Genomic DNA, 17,037 nt, shown 5'->3' with positions numbered 1-17,037 from the left:
GGAGCCGACGCTTGGATCACTGCCGGTGATGATGGGGCAGAGCCGTCGGTTACACTGCGCCTCCCGTTCATCGCCTGTGGAAGCCCCATGTCGCGCCCGCCCCGTTCCGCCGTCCATCGCCGTCCGTCCGGCCAGCCTGCTGCGCGTCGCGTGGCCAAGGCGCCGCCGAGCGAGCCGCGGCTGATTCTGCTGAACAAGCCGTTCGACGTGTTGACCCAGTTCCACGACGAGCAGGGCCGCGCCACCCTCAAGGACTTCGTCGCGGTCCCCGGGGTCTATCCGGCCGGGCGCCTGGACCGCGACAGCGAAGGCTTATTGCTGCTGACCAACGACGGCCGGCTGCAGGCGCGCATCGCCGACCCCAGGCACAAGCTGGCCAAGACCTACTGGGTGCAGGTGGAAGGCGAGCCGACGGCCGAGCAGCTGCAGGCCCTGCGCGACGGGGTTCAGCTCAACGATGGCCCGACCCTGCCGGCCGAGGCGCGGCGGCTGGACGAGCCGCAGCTGTGGCCGCGCAACCCGCCGGTGCGCTTTCGCAAGAGCGTGCCGACCGCCTGGCTGGAGTTGGTGATTCGCGAGGGGCGCAACCGCCAGGTGCGGCGCATGACCGCGGCGGTGGGCCTGCCGACCCTGCGCCTGGTGCGCGTGGCGATCGGCCCGTGGCGTCTGGAGGGGTTGGAGCCTGGGCAGTGGCGTGAGGTGCCGGCCCGGCTCGATTGATCAGTAGCCCGCCTTGATGATGGCGATGCCCTTGCCCAGCACCTCGCGCCAGGCTTGGCGGGTTTCGCCGCAGCACTGCGCATCATGCTCGCCGATGGTCAGCAGCAGGGCGTCCTGCCACAGCTCATAGAGCTCCGGGCGGATATCCAGGCCCGCGCGTGAATGGCTGGCACCCAGTGCGCGCAGTTTGGTGTCGGGCATGCCACGGGCATGCATCACCAGGTTGAGGATGCCTTGGCGCAGCAACTGTTTCTGCCCGGTCATGTCGGTATTGGCGAACTTCTCGCGGATCTGCGGTGAGCTCGCGAGAAAATGGCGGTAGAAACTGTCGAAAAAGTCCGGGCTTGCGCAGCAGCGTCCATAGCTCTGCATCACGCGGTCGGCGGCGTTCATAGAATCTCCTGAAAAACGCAAGATGCCGCGCTCGGGACCGAGGCGGCCTAGGGCGTGTGGGGCGGCGAGACGCTCAGCCGATGCCGCGGGCGACTTCGATGATGTAGGTGATCACCGGTTTGGCGGCAAAGGCGAACAGGCACAGGCCGAGGGTGAGGAACAGGATGGCGGTGCCGAGCCGGCCCGCTTTGGATTTCTTCGCCAGGTCCCAGATGATGAAGGCCATGAAAATCATCAGACCGCTGACCAGCACATACATCATCAGCGATTCGAACTGTTCGGTTTCCATGGCGACCTCTGCGGACAATAGCGGTGAATACGCAACGGGCGGCGATTATACGCACCCGGCCCGCCAGGTACTAACCGAGCTGCAACGCCTCAGCTACGCAGGTGCTGCAGCGGCAACTGGGTGCTGGAAAGGATCTGCTGCAGGACGAAACTCGAGCGCACGCTGGACACCCCGTCGATGCGGGTCAGGGTGCCGAGGAGGAATTTCTGGTAGTGGTCCATGTCCGGTACCACCACCTTGAGCTGGTAGTCGGCGTCCATGCCGGTGACCAGGCAGCACTCCAGCACCTCCGGGCACTGGCGGATCGACTCCTGGAAGTGCTCGAAGCGCTCCGGGGTGTGCCGGTCCATGCCGATCAGCACGTAGGCGGTGAGGGTCAGGCCGAGGCGCTTGCGGTCCAGCAGGGCCACCTGGCCCTGGATATAGCCGTCGTCCTGCAGCTGCTTGACCCGCCGCGAGCAGGGCGAGGGCGACAGGCCGATGCGCTCGGCCAGGTCCTGGTTGGACAGGGTGGCGTCGCGCTGCAATTCGGCGAGGATGTTCAGGTCGTAGCGGTCGAGTCTGTTCATGTTTTCGCGGCTTTTCTTTTTGGATTGCTTCAAATCATGCCTGGCTAGTTAAAAATTGCGCAAGGCATGCTCTATTGAGCAATCTTAGCAATCCTCTGTCGCGGCCGTTGCCTTAATCTTTACCTCAGTTTCACGGCCCGGACGACTCGTCCACCCGGCACGCCCAATCAGGTGCGCCGGCGCCGCCGGCCCTACCGGGCCGCCACGGCACCCGGGTCCGCACTGCCCAACCAGGCGGGCGACGAAAGCGGCGACATCATCGTCAGTACAGGACACCATTACAGAGGGGAGGCCGCGAGGCCTCCCCTTTTTCTTGCCTGTCGCAGGCATGCGCCGGCCGTCAGTGCTCGACCACCTCGGTCGGGTCGGCGTGCACCAGCACCTCGGCGCGGGGGAACTCGCGGCGGATGGCCGCCTCCACCCGCACGCACAGGGCGTGGGCCTGGGCCAGGCTGATCTCGCCGGGCAGCTCCAGATGCAGCTGGACGAACCAGTGGGTGCCGGAGATGCGCGTGCGCAGGTCGTGGGCGCCGAGCACCCCCGGCACGCCGCAGGCCAGGGCGTGCATCTGCTCGCTGATCTCCGGCGACAGCTCCTGGTCCATCAGCACCGCCACCGCCTCGCGGACGATGCTGATGGCGCTCCACAGGATGTAGCCGGCGATGCCGATGGCGAACAGCGCATCGACCTGCGGCCAGCCGAGGCTGGCCAGGACCAGGGCCAGGAGGATGCTGCCGTTGAGCAGCAGGTCCGAACGGTAGTGCAGGGAGTCGGCGTGGATCGCGGTGGAGCCGGTCTGGCGCACCACGTGACGCTGGAACAGCAGCAGGACGAAGGTCAGCGCCAGCGACAGCAGCATCACCGCGATGCCCAGGGCCTCGGCCGTCAGCGGTCGCGGTTCGAGCAGGCGTTCGACGCCCTGCACCGCCACCAGCACCGAGCTGGCGGCGATGAACAACGCCTGGCCGAGGCCGGCCAGGGCCTCGGCCTTGCCGTGGCCGTAGCGGTGATCCTCGTCCGCCGGGCGCAGGGCGTAATGCACGGCCAGCAGGTTGAGCAGCGAGGCGGCGCCGTCGAGCAGCGAGTCGGTGAGCCCGGCGAGCAGGCTGACCGAGCCGCTCAGCCACCAGGCGATGGCCTTGGCCAGGGCCAGGGTCAGCGCCGTGGCCAGCGCCGCGGCGGTGGCCAGGCGCATCAGGCGCGCCTGGTGCGCCGTCAGCTTCACGGCTCAGACGCCCCGACGGGCTGGCGCTGCGCCGGGCGGCCGCGCATCTTAGGCCGCCGGGGCCAGGCCGAAGGCGGCCAGTTGCTCGACGCTGCCGCTGTGGCGGATCAGCCGTGGGTCGTCCAGCGGCAGGCTGTGGCCGGTGTGCCGCTCGATCAGCGCCTTGAGCTTGGCGTTGTCGATGCGACCTTCGGCGTCCACCGCCTGCTTGAGGGTGTCCGGGGCCATGGAGTACTGGCCGTTCGGCAGGTAGATGGCGCCGGTGGCGAAGTCGATGCCGAAGGCGATCAGCCCGGGGATGACGTAGAACAGGATGCCGATGGCGTCCATGGCTACCACCACCGGGTCGACCTTGCCTTCGATCTGGCCGCGGCGATCGGGGAAGAACAGGGTGCCGCAGGCGCTCAGTTGGGTGAACAGGGTGACGGCGAGAACGCCGCCGACAATGCGGGTGTGCAGGGGCATCGAGCATCTCCTTATGAGGGTGGCGCAACTATAGCAAGCCGCTTGTGGCAATACCGCTGCGACGCTTGCCGTTGCCGCTTGGACCCTGCGGGCAGGCGCGCGGTTCGCCGTTATAATCGCCGCCTTGACCCGGAGTGCCCATGACTGCCCTGCCTATCGACGCCCTGCTGGACGACCTGCGCCAGGCCCTCGCCGGCCGCCACGAGGCGGTGCTGGAGGCGCCGCCGGGCGCCGGCAAGACCACCCGCGTGCCGCTGGCCTTGCTGCACGAACCCTGGCTGGCCGGCCAGCGCATCCTCATGCTCGAGCCGCGTCGACTGGCGGCCCGCGCCGCCGCCGAGCGCCTGGCCAGCGAGCTGGGCGAGCGGGTCGGCGAGACCGTCGGTTACCGCATCCGCCTGGACAGTAAGGTCGGCCCCAGGACGCGCATCGAAGTGGTCACCGAGGGCATTCTCACCCGCCGCCTGCAGGAAGACCCGGCCCTGGAGGGCGTCGGCCTGGTGATCTTCGACGAATTCCACGAGCGCAGCCTCGACGCCGACCTGGCCCTGGCCCTGTGCCTCAACGGCCGCGGCATGCTGCGCGGGGCGGACAGCGGCGAACCACCGCTGAAACTGCTGCTGATGTCGGCGACCCTGGAGGGCGAGCGCCTGGCGGCGTTGCTCGACGAGGCGCCGGTGCTGCGCAGCGAGGGGCGCATGTACCCGGTGGAGATGCGCTGGGGCGCGCCCTCCCAGCCGGGCGAGCGGATCGAGCAGAGGGTCACCCAGACCGTGCTGCAGGCGCTCGCCGACGAGCCGGGCAGCCTGCTGGTATTCCTCCCCGGGCAGGCGGAGATTCGCCGGGTCAACCAGCAGCTGGCCGAGGCCCTGGAGGGGCGCGACGACATCCGCCTGTGCCCGCTGCACGGCGAGTTGGAGCTGGGCGCCCAGCGCGCGGCCATCGAGCCGGCGCCGCCCGGCACGCGCAAGGTGGTGCTGGCCACCAATATCGCCGAGACCAGCCTGACCATCGACGGCGTGCGGGTGGTGGTGGATGCCGGCCTGGCGCGGGTACCGCGCTTCGACCCGGGCAGCGGCATGACCCGCCTGGACACCCAGCGCATCTCCCGCGCCTCGGCCACCCAGCGCGCCGGCCGCGCCGGGCGCCTGCAGCCGGGCGTGTGCTACCGCCTGTGGTCCCAGGCCCAGCACGAGCAGCTGGCCAGCTACTCGGCGGCGGAAATCCTCCAGGCCGACCTGGCCGGCCTGGCCCTGCAGCTGGCGCGCTGGGGCGTTGCTCCGGATGAGCTGGTCTGGCTCGATCCGCCGCCGCCGGCCGCCTACGCCCAGGCCCGGGATCTGCTGAGCCGCCTCGGTGCCCTGGACGGGCGCGGCGCGCTGACGACTCACGGTCAGGCCATGGCCGAGCTGCCGAGCCACCCGCGCATCGCCCATCTGCTGCTGCGTGGCCAGGCCCTCGGCCTCGGTGCACTGGCCTGCGATCTCGCCGCCTTGCTCGGCGAGCGCGACATCCTGCGCGGTGGGGCGGGTGCCGACCTGCACAGCCGCCTGGCCCTGCTGGCGGGTGAGAGCAAGGCCGCGCGCGGCGCCCACCGGAGTGCCGGCCAAGGCGGGGTGCAGCGGGTGCGCCAGCTGGCCCGGCAGTTCCGTCCTTACCTGCGTGGTCAGCCGAGCGAGGCGGTGGCCGACCCGGAACATCCGCGCTGGCTCGGCGCGCTGCTGGCCTTCGCCTATCCCGACCGCGTCGCCCGCCAGCGGCGCGACGGAGGGGGCGAGTACCGCCTGGCCAACGGCCGCGCCGCGCAGTTCGGCGAGCCGGATGCGCTGATGAAACACGAGTGGCTGGTGCTGGCCGACCTGGGCAGCCGCCAGGGCCAGCGCGAGGAGCGCATCTACCTGGCCGCCGACCTCGAACCGGCGCTGTTCGATTCGGTCCTGGCCGAGCAGGTCGGTGAAATCGAGGTGCTGGACTGGGACGAGCGCGAAGGCGTGCTGCGCGCCGAGCGTCAGCGCCGGGTCGGCGAGCTGGTGCTCAGCCGCGAGCCCCTGAGCGATCTGGACGAAGCCCAGCGCAGCCGCGCCCTGCTCGGCCTGGTGCGGCGCAAGGGGCTGGCGCTGTTGCCCTGGACCCCGGAGCTGCGCCAGTGGCAGGCGCGGGTGCGGCTGTTGCGTGAGCTCGACCTGGCCGCCAAGGGCCAGAGCGACTGGCCGGACCTGTCCGACGCGGCGCTGCTGGACAGTCTGGAAGACTGGCTGCAGCCCTACCTGGGCAAGGTCACTCGCCTCAGTCACTTCGCCAACCTGGAGCTGGCCGGCATCCTCCATGGCCTGCTGCCCTGGCCGCTGCCGCAACGCCTCGACGAGCTGGCGCCGCGCGCCCTGCAGGTGCCGTCCGGCTCGCGCATCGCCATCGACTACGGCGAGCGGCCACCGGTGCTGGCGGTACGCCTGCAGGAGCTGTTCGGCCTGGCCGAGACGCCGCGCCTGGCCGGCGGTCGCCAGCCGGTCAAACTGCACCTGCTGTCGCCGGCGCGGCGCCCGGTGCAGGTGACCCAGGACCTGGCCAGCTTCTGGGCCAACACCTATGCCGAGGTGAAGAAGGACCTCAAGGGTCGCTACCCCAAGCACTACTGGCCGGACGACCCGCTGATCGCCGAGCCCACCGCACGGGCCAAGCCCAGGGGCACCTGAGGGGTAGACCGCCGGGCTATTGCGCACCCAGGGACCATCAAGGCAGCGACCAGCTCCTCAGCGCCCAGAGAAGGCGGCACAGTGCAGCCTGCCGATCTGCGTGTCCCGCGCGCGCGGCAACCGCCTGGTGCTCGATCTCTGACCTGCGTTGAGGTGTGACAGCCGGGTTGCGGATGACGCGCTCCGCGTCTGTTGCCCAGCCCGCCATTGAGCCTGGCGGGCCGCTGCGGCAAGCTGGAAACCTCCCGCCACCCGGTCTTCCCCATGCACGACAGCGACTTCCCCGACGACGCCGCGCAGAGCGAGCGCACCCGCGCGACCATCCGGCGTTATCACCTCGGCTGGAAGCAGCGCGACCTGGAGGCGGTGCTGGCGCTCTATCACCCGGACATCGAGTACAACGACTTCTTCCAGCAGCGCAGCATGCGTCTGGGCGAGTTGCGTGAGTATGTGGCCAGCAACCTGCCGCGGGGCCCCGGCGAGCTGCTGGAGCATGTCGACCGCATCCGCATCGACGGCCACACCGCCTTCCTTCAGTACCGCTTCGCCCTGCAGGGCAGCGGCGGGCTGGCGTGCTTCCGAACCGGCGAGGCGATTACGGTGTGCGACGGGCTGATCTGGCGGGTCAACGAGTACGCCACCCTGGTGCACGAGGCACGCCCGAGCGGCGCGGGCGGCGGCTCGCGCCCGGCCACCAGTCGCCTGGGCCTGTCCGCCCGCCAGCTGAGCGTGCTGGCCCAGGACCTGCAGGATTACTTCCAGCGCCACCAGGCCTTCCTCGACCCGGAGCTGGACCTGCAGCGGGTGGCCGCCGCCACCGGTTACAGCCGCAACCAGATCTCCCACCTGCTCAACCAGGTGCTGGGGCAGAGCTTCTACCGCTACGTCAATCAGGCGCGCCTGCAGTACCTGCTCGACGGCCTGCAGGCCGGCGGCGATCCCGGGCGCATCGACGAGCTGGCCTTCGCCGCCGGCTTCAACTCGCTGTCGGCCTTCTACAAGTGTTTTCGCGAGCGCATGGGCATGACGCCCAGGGCCTATCTGCAGAAGATTTCCACGCGGGCCCGCACGTAAGACAAGGCCCGAGCCGTCTCTCTAATCTGCGTCCATGGATCGATTGGTGGAGACTGCGATGAACGATTGGCGCGACATCAGCCTGTGGATGGACCAGCTCGACGAGCCGCTGGCGCCGCGATCGAGCCTGCAGACCGAGCTGCAGGCCGATGTGGCCATAGTCGGCGCCGGCTATACCGGGCTGTGGACGGCCTACTACCTCAAGCGCCAGGCGCCGCAGCTGCGCATCGTGGTGCTCGAAGCCGAGATCGCCGGCTTCGGCGCCTCCGGGCGCAACGGCGGCTGGCTGATGGGTGGCCTGCTGGGCGAAGACCGCATGCTGGCCGCCTTGTCGCCCGCCGCGCGGCGCGCGACTGCCGATCTGCTGCACGGCATCCCCGACGAGGTGGCGCGGGTCACCGAGCGTGAGGGCATCGCCTGCGACCTGCGCAAGGGCGGCGTGCTCTACTGCGCCGCGCGCTATCCCGAGCAGCAGACTGCGCTGCGCCGCCACTTGCAGGAGCTGCGCGAGCTGGGCCTGGACGAGGCCGACTACCGCTGGTTGGAACCTGCCGAACTGGGCCAGCAGCTGCGCATCGCCAATGCCTACGGCGCGCTCTACAGCCCGCACTGCGCGACCCTCCAGCCGGCCAAGCTGGCGCGGGGGCTGGCGCGCTGCGTGGAGGGCATGGGCGTCGAACTCTACGAGCAGAGCCGGGTGCTCGACTGGCAACCCGGGCTGCTGCGCACCGCCGGCGGCAGCGTGCGCGCCGATTGGCTGGTGCCGGCCGTGGAGGGCTACGCCGCCGAGCTGCCGCCGCTGGGCCGTCATCAGCTCCCCGTGCAGAGCCTGATGGTCGCCACCGAGCCGCTGCCGGCGGAGGTCTGGGCCGAGATCGGCCTGGCGCGTGGCCAGGCCTTCAGCGAGGCCAGCCGCCAGGTCACCTACGGCCGGCGCAGCGCCGATGATCGTCTGGTGTTCGGTGCCCGCGGTGGTTACCGCTTCGGCGGCCGTCTGCGCACCGACTTCAACCTCACCGAGGACGAACGCGCATTGCGCCGCAACCTGTTCGGCGAGCTGTTCCCGCAGCTGCGCGACGCGCGCCTGAGCCATGCCTGGGGCGGCAACCTGGGCATGGCGCGCCGCTTCCGCCCGCACATGTTGCGCGATACGCGCAGTCGCATTGCCCTGTCCGGTGGCTACGGCGGCGAGGGCGTCGGCGCCAGCAACCTGGGCGGTCGCACGCTGGCGGCGCTGATCCTCGGCGAGGACAACGAGCTGACCCGTCAGCCCTGGGTGCAGGCCGACTCGCCCATTGCCAGCCTGCCCGGCTGGGAGCCGGAGCCCTGCCGCTGGCTCGGCTACAACGCCATCATCCGCAGCTTCGTCCACGAAGACCGGGTGTTGGCCGACCTCGACAGCGCGCCCTGGCGCCGCCGCCTGGCGCAGCGTTTGGCCGGCCTGATGGAAAATTTCATGCAATGAACGCGGAGCAGCCGATGACTATCACCCACTTCAAGAACACCGCCACGCAGGCGCTGGGCGACGCGACCCCGGTGGCCGTGCCGCTCGGCGAACCGCTGGCGGCGACCCGCAGCCACAGCGTCGAGCGCGCCGATGGCGTCGAGACCGGCGTCTGGGAATGCAGCCCGGGGCGCTGGCGGCGGCAGATCGTGCAGCAGGAGTTCTGCCACTTCGTCGCCGGCCGCTGCACCTTCACCCCGGACGGCGGCGAGCCCATCGAGATCCGTGCCGGCGACGCGCTGATGCTGCCGGCCAACAGCACCGGCGTGTGGGATATCCAGGAAAGCGTGCGCAAGACCTTCGTGCTGATCGATTGATCGGCACCGGCCCCTGCACATCCCCCGCCTATCGGGAGATCACACCTAGTCCAGGGCCGGCAGCAGCAGGCGGGCGAGCAGCGGTCGCTGGCCGGACAGCGCCTCGGCGTCGAGGTGCGACGCCTGGGCATCGAGACGGGTCAGGCGCGGACTGTGCACGAGGCGCTCGAGGCTGCCCGTCTGTTCCGGGCTGGAAATCATCGAGTAGTGCTCGGCCCACCGGCGCAATGCGCCGTCATCGGCACGCGGCCGGCGCGCTTCCTGGCCGGGCGGCGTCCGGTTGAAGTCGCCGCCGAGCAGCCAGAGCGCGCCGGCATCCTGCAGCGGCGCGAGCAGGCGCTGGGTCGCGGCCAGCTGGCGGCGCTGGGTGTCATCCCCCGGGGCGAAGGCATCCAGCTGGGTATTGATCGCCGCCAGCCGGCCGCCCCCGCGCATGGGCAGGTAGCTGACCAGCAGCGCGGGCCGGGCGGCGAAGGCCTGCAGCAGCGGGTTGCCCGGGCGGCGCGGCAGCTGCACGCGCTCGGCGGATTCGATGTGGTAGCGGCTGAGGGTGGCGAGCTTCAGGCCGATGCGGCCCAGGCGCGGCGGCTGGAGCGTCAAGGGCGCCTTCCAGTAGAAGGCCTGGCTGCTGCAGGGGTAGCGTTCGTCCAGGCGTGCCTGCAGCAGCGCCAGTGGGTCCTGCCGGTCGCGGGTCTGGGCGCCGTCGTGCAGCCCCTGCAACAGCACGACGTCCGGGTGTTCCTCGCGCAGCACCCGTGCCAGCTCGTCCAGGCTGGGGGCCAGGCCCCCAGCGGCGTCGCCGCCCAGGTGGCGGAGGTTCCAGGTCAGCACCTTCAAGGCCTGGCCCGGTTGCAATACCGGTGCCGGGGCGCTGCAGCCGGCCGTGGCCGCTGCCCGTTCGGCCGGGTGCCAGGTCAGGCCGTAGGCCAGGGCACACAGCAGGGCGAGGACGGACGCCAGGCCGAGCAGGGCGAGGCGCAGGGGGCGCGGCAGGGTCATGGGCGGGCGTGGCCACAGGGCCTTGAACTATGCTGGAAGGACGCGAGCATACCGGAGTTGCACTCCGGCGCCGACCACTGGCTGCGCCGGTTGCGAGGGCGATACTGCCCGTCGCCGTGGCGGTGCAGTCGATTCGCGCACGAGGAAGCAGGCATGAGTGAAGCTCTGATCGCCCAACGCGGTCCCTATGCGGTCGAGGTCAGCGCCGGCCAGGACTATTTCTGGTGCCGCTGCGGGCGCAGCGCGAACCAGCCGTTCTGCGACGGCAGCCACAAGGGCACCGGCCTGACTCCCTTGAAGTTCCGCGCCGCGACCAGTGAGACCCTGTATTTATGCGGCTGCAAGCGTACCGGTACGCCGCCCTGTTGCGATGGCAGCCATAAGCGGTTGTAGTGGGCGCCTGCAGTCAGCCGAACAACAAAAGCCGGGGGGCAGGGTATGTACCGTAAGGTGTTCGCCAACAAGGTATTCGATCGCAAGGTGGTGCTGATCACCGGCGGCTGCGCCGGCATCGGTCGCGCCCTGGCCGTGCGCCTGGCCCAGGCCGGGGCCAGGCTGGTGATTCTCGACCTGCAACAGGACGCGCTGGACAGCCTGGTGCAGCATCTGGACGACCATCACAACGCCGAGGCCTTGGGCCTACGCTGCGACGTCGCCGACGCCGAGGCGGTGCAGCAGGCCGTGGCCCTGGCCATCGAGCGCTTCGGCGGCATCGACGTGCTGATCAACAACGCCGGCATCACCCACCGCAGCAGCTTCGCCGAGACCGATCTGGAGGTGTTCCAGCGGGTCATGGCGGTCAACTACTTCGGCGCCTTGCACTGCACCCGGGCGGCCTTGCCCAGCCTGCTGGCCCGTGGCGGCCAGGTGATAGTGCTCAGCTCCCTGTCGGGCTTCGCCCCGCTGCTCTACCGCAGCGCCTACAACGCCAGCAAGCATGCCCTGCACGGCCTGTTCGAGACCCTGCGCTACGAGCTGAAGGGCTCGGGGGTGAACGTGATGCTGGTGTGCCCGGGGTTCACCGCCACCGATCTGCGCAAGAACGCCCTGGTCGGCGACGGCTCGGTGGCGTCGCAGCCGCCGTTAGCGATGGGCAAGGTGGCCTCGCCCCAGGATGTCGCCGAGGCCATCTACCTGGGGGCGCTCAAGCGCAAGCGCCTGCTGATCCTGTCGAACGTCGACTGGCGTGCGCGGCTGCTCGCGCGGTTCTTCCCGCGGCTGTTCGAGCGGGTGCTGTTGCCGCGTCTGTCGGGCCTCAAGCCCCAGGGCACGGGACGCTAGGCGCACCTCGCGGGGCTGGCGGGCGCCTAGGCGGGCGCTCCGTCCATGACCTCGGCCGGCTCGCTGTACAGCTCGAACTCCTGGGTCGTATCCCAGAAGGTGGCCTCGATTTTGTGGCCGTCCAGGTCGCGCACGAAACAGCCGTAGTAGGGCTCGCCGTATTCGACGCGGGACCCCGGGACACCTTCGTCACGGCCCCCGGCCGCCAGCGCGGCGCGATGGAAGGCGTCCACCGCGGCCTTGTCGGGGGCGAAGAAACCCACGTGGGTGCCGTTGCCGACGCTGGCTGGCTGGCCGTCGATGGGCGTCTGCAGCCAGAACTCCGGGTGTTCGCGGCCATAGGCCACGGCGCCGGGGTGGGCGAGGATGCGCCGGCAACCCAGGGTCGCCAGCACCTGGTCGTAGAAGGCCAGGGCTTCCTCGAAGCGGTTACTGCCGAGGGACAGGTGGGACAGGATGCTGGGGTTGACGTCGGCCATGGGGGCTCCTCCTTGCAGGTCAGCCCCTACAGCCTAGCTGGCTTTCACTCTGCGGCCGGCAAGGCCTCGCGCAGCATGAACAGGCGGAACAGCGTCACGGTGGCGAACAGTTGCAGGAAGCCGTTGAGGCTGTACAGCAGCAGGCCGAGCAGCGGCTCGGCCGCCTCCTCGCTGGCCGGCTGCAGCAGCCAGTCGAGCAGCCACAGCGGCACCATCACCCCCAGCACGCAGAGCAGGATCGGCCAGAAGTAGCCGCTGGTCAGCTCGAAGCTCTCGTGCAGCGCCTGCAGGGGCGAGAACCCGCGCAGCACCAGGAGGAATTCGGCGAAGGCCAGCTTGATCATGATCCACAGCCCCGGAAGGATGAACAGCGAGGCGCCGAGCATGATCGCCAGCGCGCTGAGGCCGGCCAGCAGGGCGAAGCGTGGCCACAGGCCCAGGCCGGCGGCGAGCAGGTCGCGCAGGCGCGGCGACTGGCCCTGGCTGCGGGCATCGAGGAAGAGGATCAGCGCGGCGGTGTACAGCGGGTAGAACAGCAGGCCGATCAGCAGGCGATAGGGCAGCGCCGCGTCGAGCCCGACCCGGGCGCCGACCTGGAGCTGGACCACGGCCTCGAGCACCACCAGGGGCAGGCACAGACGGGCGATGGTCGGCAGGTTGTGGCTGAAGAAGAACCAGGCGTCGCGCAGGACGAGCAGGGGATTCATGGTGGTCGGGGTCCTGTGGGGCAGGGCGCCACTCTAGCCGATCGCGGCGGGAGGCTCCAAACCCTGCGCTCAGTCGCCGCGATGGTGCAGCAGCGGGTTGTCCAGCCCGGGAGCAGGCGCGGCAGGCCGGTGCTGGCCAGCTCCAGGGGCAGCTCCGGCAGCCAGGGAGCAGAGCAGGTGGTCGTGGTCGAGGATGGCCTCGTCGTACACCAGGGCGAGGTGGCGTCGGCACAGTTCGCCGAGTGGAGACCCTGTGCCGCGGGGGGAGGGGGCGGAGGCTGAAGCCTGTTGCCGAGGCATATCGACCCGCTTGGGGCTGAGTCGGGCATACTGGCGCCCGACTCTAACCCCAGCGCCTGCCCTTGGTCAGCCGCTTGCCGAGGAACCCGGGTGAAGAAGATCGCCGTATTCGCCGATGTGCAGAACCTCTATTACACCGTGCGCCAGGCCTATGGCTGCCATTTCGACTATGCCGCGCTGTGGGCCGATATCGGCCGTGACGGGCAGATCGTCGAGGCCTACGCCTATGCCATCGACCGCGGCGACCCCAAGCAGCAGCAGTTCCAGCAGATCCTGCGCAACCTCGGCTTCAGCGTGAAGCTCAAGCCCTATATCCAGCGCAGCGACGGCTCGGCCAAGGGCGACTGGGATGTGGGTATCTGCATCGACGTGCTGGACGCCGCACCCCGGGTCGATCAGGTGGTGCTGGCCTCCGGCGACGGCGACTTCGACCTGCTGCTGGACAAGGTGCGCAGCCAGGGCGTCGAGGCGGTGGCCTACGGCGTGCCGGGGCTGACCGCGCAATCGCTGGTGCGCGCCGCCAGCCGCTACGTGCCGATCGAAGGCGCGCTGCTGCTGAGGAACTGAGCATGCCCGCCGAACGTATCGCCGTGCTCGACTTCGAGACCACCGGCCTGACCCCGGTTCAGGGCGCGCGCGCCACCGAGGTCGGCGTGGTGCTGGTCGAGGGCGGGCGCATCGTTGCCCGCTACCAGAGCCTGATGAACGCCGGCGTGCGGGTGCCGACCTTTATCGAGCAGCTCACCGGCATCAGCAACGCCATGCTGCGCGAGGCACCGCCGGCGGCCCAGGTGATGCGCGAGGTGGCCGACTTCGTCGGCGACGCGCCGCTGCTGGCGCACAATGCGGCGTTCGACCAGAAGTTCTGGGATGCCGAGCTGGCCCTGGTCGGTCGCCGGCGCCTGCAGCCCTTCGCCTGCTCGCTGCTGCTGGCGCGGCGGTTGCTGCCCCAGGCGCCCAGCCACAAGCTCGGCGTGCTCAACCGCTGGGCCCGGCTGCCGGACACCGGCCAGGCCCACCGCGCCCTGGCCGATGCCGAGATGGCGGCCAACCTGCTTACCTTCATGGCCGCGCTGTTGCGCGAGCGCCATGGCGTCGGCGAGGTCAGCCACGCGCTGCTGTGCCGTCTGCAGAAGGTGCCGGCGGCGAAGATCCCCCAGGCCCTGGCGCGACTGAACTAGCGGCAGGCCGGCGCCGGGCTGTTAAACTGCGCGCCTTTGCATTCGCGCGCCGACGCCCGGTTGATACCTCATGACTTTCGCCTCCCTCGGCCTGATCGAGCCGCTGCTGCGCAGCCTCGAGGGCCTCGACTACCAGACCCCGTCCCCGGTCCAGACCCAGGCCATCCCGCCGATCCTCAAGGGCCGCGACCTGATGGCCGCGGCGCAGACCGGCACCGGCAAGACCGCCGGCTTCGCCCTGCCGCTGCTGCAACGGCTGATGATGGAAGGGCCGGTGGTGGCGGCCAACTCGGTGCGCGCCCTGGTGCTGGTGCCGACCCGCGAGCTGGCCGAGCAGGTGCAGCAGAGTTTCCAGGCCTACGGCCAGCACCTGCCGCTGCGCAGCTACGCGGTGTACGGCGGGGTCAGCATCAACCCGCAGATGATGAAGCTGCGCAAGGGCCTCGACGTGCTGGTGGCCACCCCCGGGCGGCTGCTCGACCTGTACCGGCAGAACGCGGTGAAGTTCAACCAGCTGCAGACCCTGGTGCTCGACGAGGCCGACCGCATGCTCGACCTGGGCTTCGCCCGCGAGCTGGACGAGCTGTTCTGCGCCCTGCCGAGAAAGCGCCAGACCCTGCTGTTCTCCGCGACCTTCTCCGAAGCCATCCGCGCCATGGCCAAGGAGTTGCTGCGCGACCCGCTGTCCATCGAGGTCAGCCCGCGCAACGCCGCGGCCAAGAGCGTCAAGCAGTGGCTGATCCCGGTGGACAAGAAGCGCAAGGCCGAGCTGTTCCTGCACCTGTATCGGGAAAAACGCTGGAGCCAGGTGCTGGTGTTCGCCAAGACCCGCAAGGGCGTCGACGAGCTGGAGCAGGCCCTGCTGGCCGAGGGCATCGCCGCCGACGCGATCCACGGCGACAAGCCGCAGCCGACCCGCCTGCGCGCCCTGCAACGCTTCAAGCAGGGCGAGGTGCAGGTGCTGGTGGCCACCGACGTGGCGGCCCGTGGCCTGGACATTGTCGAGCTGCCGCTGGTGGTCAACTTCGACCTGCCGATCGTCGCCGAGGACTACGTGCACCGCATCGGCCGCACCGGCCGCGCCGGCGCCACGGGGCAGGCGGTGTCGCTGGTGTGCGCCGACGAGGTGGAGCACCTGGCGGCCATCGAGACCCTGATCAACCAGGTGATCCAGCGCATCGACGAACCGGACTTCATCCCCGACCACCGCGTGCCGGTCACCCAGGCCGGCGGAGTGGTGCTGAAGAAGTCGAAGAAGCCCAAGCAGAAACTGATACCCGGCGCGGGTAAGGCCGCCGGCAAGGGCAAGATCCACCTCGGCAACTGGTTTGAGGAAGACGACACGCCCAAGGCCAAGGCGGTGCGCAAGGTGCCGAGTTTCGCCGGCAAGCCGGGCAAGGGCGGCGGGCGTAAGCCGTAGGGTGGGTTAGGCGCGGCTGCCTGTCTCCGGCATCTGCACGGACGCTTGCCGCGCCGTAATCCACCATTGCGCCGGAGCTCCTCCACCGCCGCTGGGCGGCGTCAGTGCAGCATGGGTATCGCTGCGTTCAACCCATCCTACGTTCAGGGTGCTGCAGCCAGTCGAGCATGCCCAGGCCGGCGGCGCGGCCGCTGGCGAAGCAGGCGGTGAGCAGGTAGCCGCCGGTCGGCGCCTCCCAGTCGAGCATCTCGCCGGCACAGAACAGCCCGGGCAGCTGCGTGCACATCAGCCGCGCGTCCAGCGCCTCGAACGGCACGCCGCCGGCGCTGCTGATCGCCTCATCCAGCGGCCGAGGCCGCACCAGCGCCAGCGGCAGGGCCTTGAGCGCCGCCGCCAGGCGCGCCGGCTCATCGAAGCAGTCTTTCGGCGCCAGCTCGCGCAGCAGCGCGGCCTTGACCCCGTCGATGCCCACCTGGCGATGCAGGTGCTTAGCCATGGAGTGACTGCCGCGGGGCTTGCTCAGCGCCGCCTGCACCTTGGCCAGCGGGCTCTGCGGCAGCAGGTCGAGGTGGACGGTGGCGCGGCCCTGCTGGTTGATCCGCTGGCGAATGGCGGCCGACAGGGCATAGACCAGGCTGCCTTCCACCCCGGATTCGGTAAGCACGAACTCGCCCAGGCGCGGCGGTTCGTCGTCCAGGCGCAGACTGACGTTCTTCAGCGGCGCGCCGGCGAACTTCTCCCGCAGCAGCGCACTCCAGCCCGTCACCTCGAAGCCGCAGTTGCTCGGCTGCAGCGGTGCGACTTCGATGCCGCGCCCCTGCAGCTGCGCCGTCCAGGCGCCATCCGAGCCCAGGCGCGCCCAGCTGCCGCCGCCCAGGGCCAGCAGGGTGGCGTCGGCCCGCACGCTTATCTCGCCGCCCGGCGTGGCCAGACGCAGGGCGCCGTCCGCGCTCCAGCCCAGCCAGCGATGCCGGGTGTGGACCTGTACGCCCAGCTCGCGCAGGCGCTTGAGCCAGGCGCGCAGCAGCGGCGCGGCTTTCATGTCGGTGGGGAACACCCGGCCCGAGGTGCCGACGAAGGTGTCGATGCCCAGCCCATGAATCCATTGGCACAGGGCGTCGGCGTCGAAGTCCGCGAGCAGCCGGGCGATCGCCTCCTGACGCTCGCCGTAGCGCGAGAGGAACGCCGCCTTGGCCTCGGAGTGGGTGATGTTCATGCCGCCGACCCCGGCCAGGAGGAACTTGCGGCCCACCGAGGGCATGGCGTCGTACAGGTCGACGCGCACGCCGGCCTGGGCAAGCACTTCGGCGGCCATCAGGCCGGCGGGACCGCCGCCGATGACGATTGCCGAGCGGGAGGGGTGGGCAGGGGCTTTGATCATGGGACTGGTCGGGATGGCGAGAAGGAGGCGGGCATTTTAC

General features: G+C 70.1%; 19 protein-coding genes. 10 read left to right on the top strand and 9 right to left on the bottom strand.

Going from position 1 to position 17,037, the window contains the following annotated elements; genetic code table 11:
* The first annotated feature begins 150 nt into the window (after window positions 1-150).
* Window positions 151-720 carry a pseudouridine synthase gene (locus SBP02_RS17285; RefSeq protein ID WP_318646368.1) on the top strand — a complete coding sequence of 190 codons (570 nt, stop codon included), beginning with the start codon at window positions 151-153 and terminating at the stop codon, window positions 718-720.
* On the opposite strand, the gene SBP02_RS17280 is transcribed toward SBP02_RS17285, so the two are convergent.
* The 5 genes from SBP02_RS17280 to SBP02_RS17260 form a co-directional block, all read right to left on the bottom strand.
* The gene (locus SBP02_RS17280; RefSeq protein ID WP_318643599.1) at window positions 721-1,113 is read right to left on the bottom strand and encodes a globin; all 393 of its coding nucleotides are present in this window, start codon (window positions 1,111-1,113) and stop codon (window positions 721-723) included.
* Between the two features lie 73 nt (window positions 1,114-1,186).
* Window positions 1,187-1,402: a DUF2788 domain-containing protein gene (locus SBP02_RS17275; protein WP_318643598.1), complete on the bottom strand. Its 216-nt coding sequence runs from the start codon at window positions 1,400-1,402 to the stop codon at window positions 1,187-1,189.
* An 89-nt stretch (window positions 1,403-1,491) separates the two neighbouring features.
* Window positions 1,492-1,971: an Lrp/AsnC family transcriptional regulator gene (locus tag SBP02_RS17270; RefSeq protein ID WP_318643597.1), complete on the bottom strand. Its 480-nt coding sequence runs from the start codon at window positions 1,969-1,971 to the stop codon at window positions 1,492-1,494.
* Between the two features lie 340 nt (window positions 1,972-2,311).
* Window positions 2,312-3,166, bottom strand: a complete 855-nt coding sequence (locus tag SBP02_RS17265) for a cation diffusion facilitator family transporter (RefSeq protein WP_318646367.1) — start codon at window positions 3,164-3,166, stop codon at window positions 2,312-2,314.
* Window positions 3,167-3,244: 78 nt separating this feature from the next.
* A complete protein-coding gene (locus tag SBP02_RS17260) occupies window positions 3,245-3,661 on the bottom strand; it encodes a polyribonucleotide nucleotidyltransferase (protein WP_318643596.1) in 417 nt (138 codons plus the stop codon).
* Between the two features lie 140 nt (window positions 3,662-3,801).
* Between SBP02_RS17260 and hrpB the strand changes: the two genes are divergently transcribed.
* From hrpB to SBP02_RS17240, 4 genes are all read left to right on the top strand, one after another.
* Window positions 3,802-6,354, top strand: coding sequence for an ATP-dependent helicase HrpB (gene hrpB / locus SBP02_RS17255; RefSeq protein ID WP_318643595.1), 2,553 nt, complete (start codon window positions 3,802-3,804; stop codon window positions 6,352-6,354).
* Window positions 6,355-6,618: 264 nt separating this feature from the next.
* Window positions 6,619-7,428 (top strand): helix-turn-helix transcriptional regulator, encoded by an 810-nt coding sequence (locus SBP02_RS17250; RefSeq protein ID WP_318643594.1) that lies wholly within the window; start codon window positions 6,619-6,621, stop codon window positions 7,426-7,428.
* A 58-nt stretch (window positions 7,429-7,486) separates the two neighbouring features.
* The gene (locus SBP02_RS17245; protein WP_318643593.1) at window positions 7,487-8,893 is read left to right on the top strand and encodes an NAD(P)/FAD-dependent oxidoreductase; all 1,407 of its coding nucleotides are present in this window, start codon (window positions 7,487-7,489) and stop codon (window positions 8,891-8,893) included.
* 14 nt (window positions 8,894-8,907) lie between these two features.
* Window positions 8,908-9,249: a cupin domain-containing protein gene (locus SBP02_RS17240; RefSeq protein ID WP_318643592.1), complete on the top strand. Its 342-nt coding sequence runs from the start codon at window positions 8,908-8,910 to the stop codon at window positions 9,247-9,249.
* A gap of 45 nt (window positions 9,250-9,294) precedes the next feature.
* Here the strand turns inward: SBP02_RS17240 and SBP02_RS17235 are convergent, their stop codons facing one another.
* Window positions 9,295-10,248 (bottom strand): endonuclease/exonuclease/phosphatase family protein, encoded by a 954-nt coding sequence (locus SBP02_RS17235; protein WP_318643591.1) that lies wholly within the window; start codon window positions 10,246-10,248, stop codon window positions 9,295-9,297.
* Between the two features lie 153 nt (window positions 10,249-10,401).
* Between SBP02_RS17235 and SBP02_RS17230 the strand changes: the two genes are divergently transcribed.
* Both SBP02_RS17230 and SBP02_RS17225 read left to right on the top strand, forming a co-directional pair.
* Window positions 10,402-10,641: a CDGSH iron-sulfur domain-containing protein gene (locus SBP02_RS17230; RefSeq protein ID WP_318643590.1), complete on the top strand. Its 240-nt coding sequence runs from the start codon at window positions 10,402-10,404 to the stop codon at window positions 10,639-10,641.
* 45 nt (window positions 10,642-10,686) lie between these two features.
* Window positions 10,687-11,529 carry an SDR family oxidoreductase gene (locus tag SBP02_RS17225; protein WP_318643589.1) on the top strand — a complete coding sequence of 281 codons (843 nt, stop codon included), beginning with the start codon at window positions 10,687-10,689 and terminating at the stop codon, window positions 11,527-11,529.
* Window positions 11,530-11,555: 26 nt separating this feature from the next.
* Here SBP02_RS17225 and SBP02_RS17220 read toward each other — a convergent pair whose 3' ends face one another.
* Both SBP02_RS17220 and SBP02_RS17215 read right to left on the bottom strand, forming a co-directional pair.
* Window positions 11,556-12,008 carry a VOC family protein gene (locus tag SBP02_RS17220; protein WP_318643588.1) on the bottom strand — a complete coding sequence of 151 codons (453 nt, stop codon included), beginning with the start codon at window positions 12,006-12,008 and terminating at the stop codon, window positions 11,556-11,558.
* Window positions 12,009-12,052: 44 nt separating this feature from the next.
* Entirely contained in the window at window positions 12,053-12,715 is a 663-nt protein-coding gene (locus SBP02_RS17215) for a hypothetical protein (RefSeq protein ID WP_318643587.1), read from the bottom strand.
* A gap of 390 nt (window positions 12,716-13,105) precedes the next feature.
* Here SBP02_RS17215 and SBP02_RS17210 point away from each other — a divergent pair, with 390 nt between their 5' ends.
* The 3 genes from SBP02_RS17210 (at window position 13,106) to SBP02_RS17200 (ending at window position 15,616) form a co-directional block, all read left to right on the top strand.
* A complete protein-coding gene (locus tag SBP02_RS17210; RefSeq protein WP_318643586.1) occupies window positions 13,106-13,582 on the top strand; it encodes a LabA-like NYN domain-containing protein in 477 nt (158 codons plus the stop codon).
* 2 nt (window positions 13,583-13,584) lie between these two features.
* Window positions 13,585-14,196 (top strand): 3'-5' exonuclease, encoded by a 612-nt coding sequence (locus tag SBP02_RS17205; protein WP_318643585.1) that lies wholly within the window; start codon window positions 13,585-13,587, stop codon window positions 14,194-14,196.
* A 70-nt stretch (window positions 14,197-14,266) separates the two neighbouring features.
* A complete protein-coding gene (locus SBP02_RS17200; protein ID WP_318643584.1) occupies window positions 14,267-15,616 on the top strand; it encodes a DEAD/DEAH box helicase in 1,350 nt (449 codons plus the stop codon).
* Window positions 15,617-15,743: 127 nt separating this feature from the next.
* Here the strand turns inward: SBP02_RS17200 and SBP02_RS17195 are convergent, their stop codons facing one another.
* Window positions 15,744-16,997: a TIGR03862 family flavoprotein gene (locus tag SBP02_RS17195; RefSeq protein WP_318643583.1), complete on the bottom strand. Its 1,254-nt coding sequence runs from the start codon at window positions 16,995-16,997 to the stop codon at window positions 15,744-15,746.
* Window positions 16,998-17,037 lie beyond the last annotated feature (40 nt).

The organism is Pseudomonas benzenivorans (assembly GCF_033547155.1).
In the GTDB taxonomy this organism is placed as follows: Bacteria; Pseudomonadota; Gammaproteobacteria; order Pseudomonadales; family Pseudomonadaceae; genus Aquipseudomonas; species Aquipseudomonas benzenivorans_B.
Note: the sequence above shows the minus strand (reverse complement) of the source record. Positions and strands in the feature narration are given on the sequence as shown.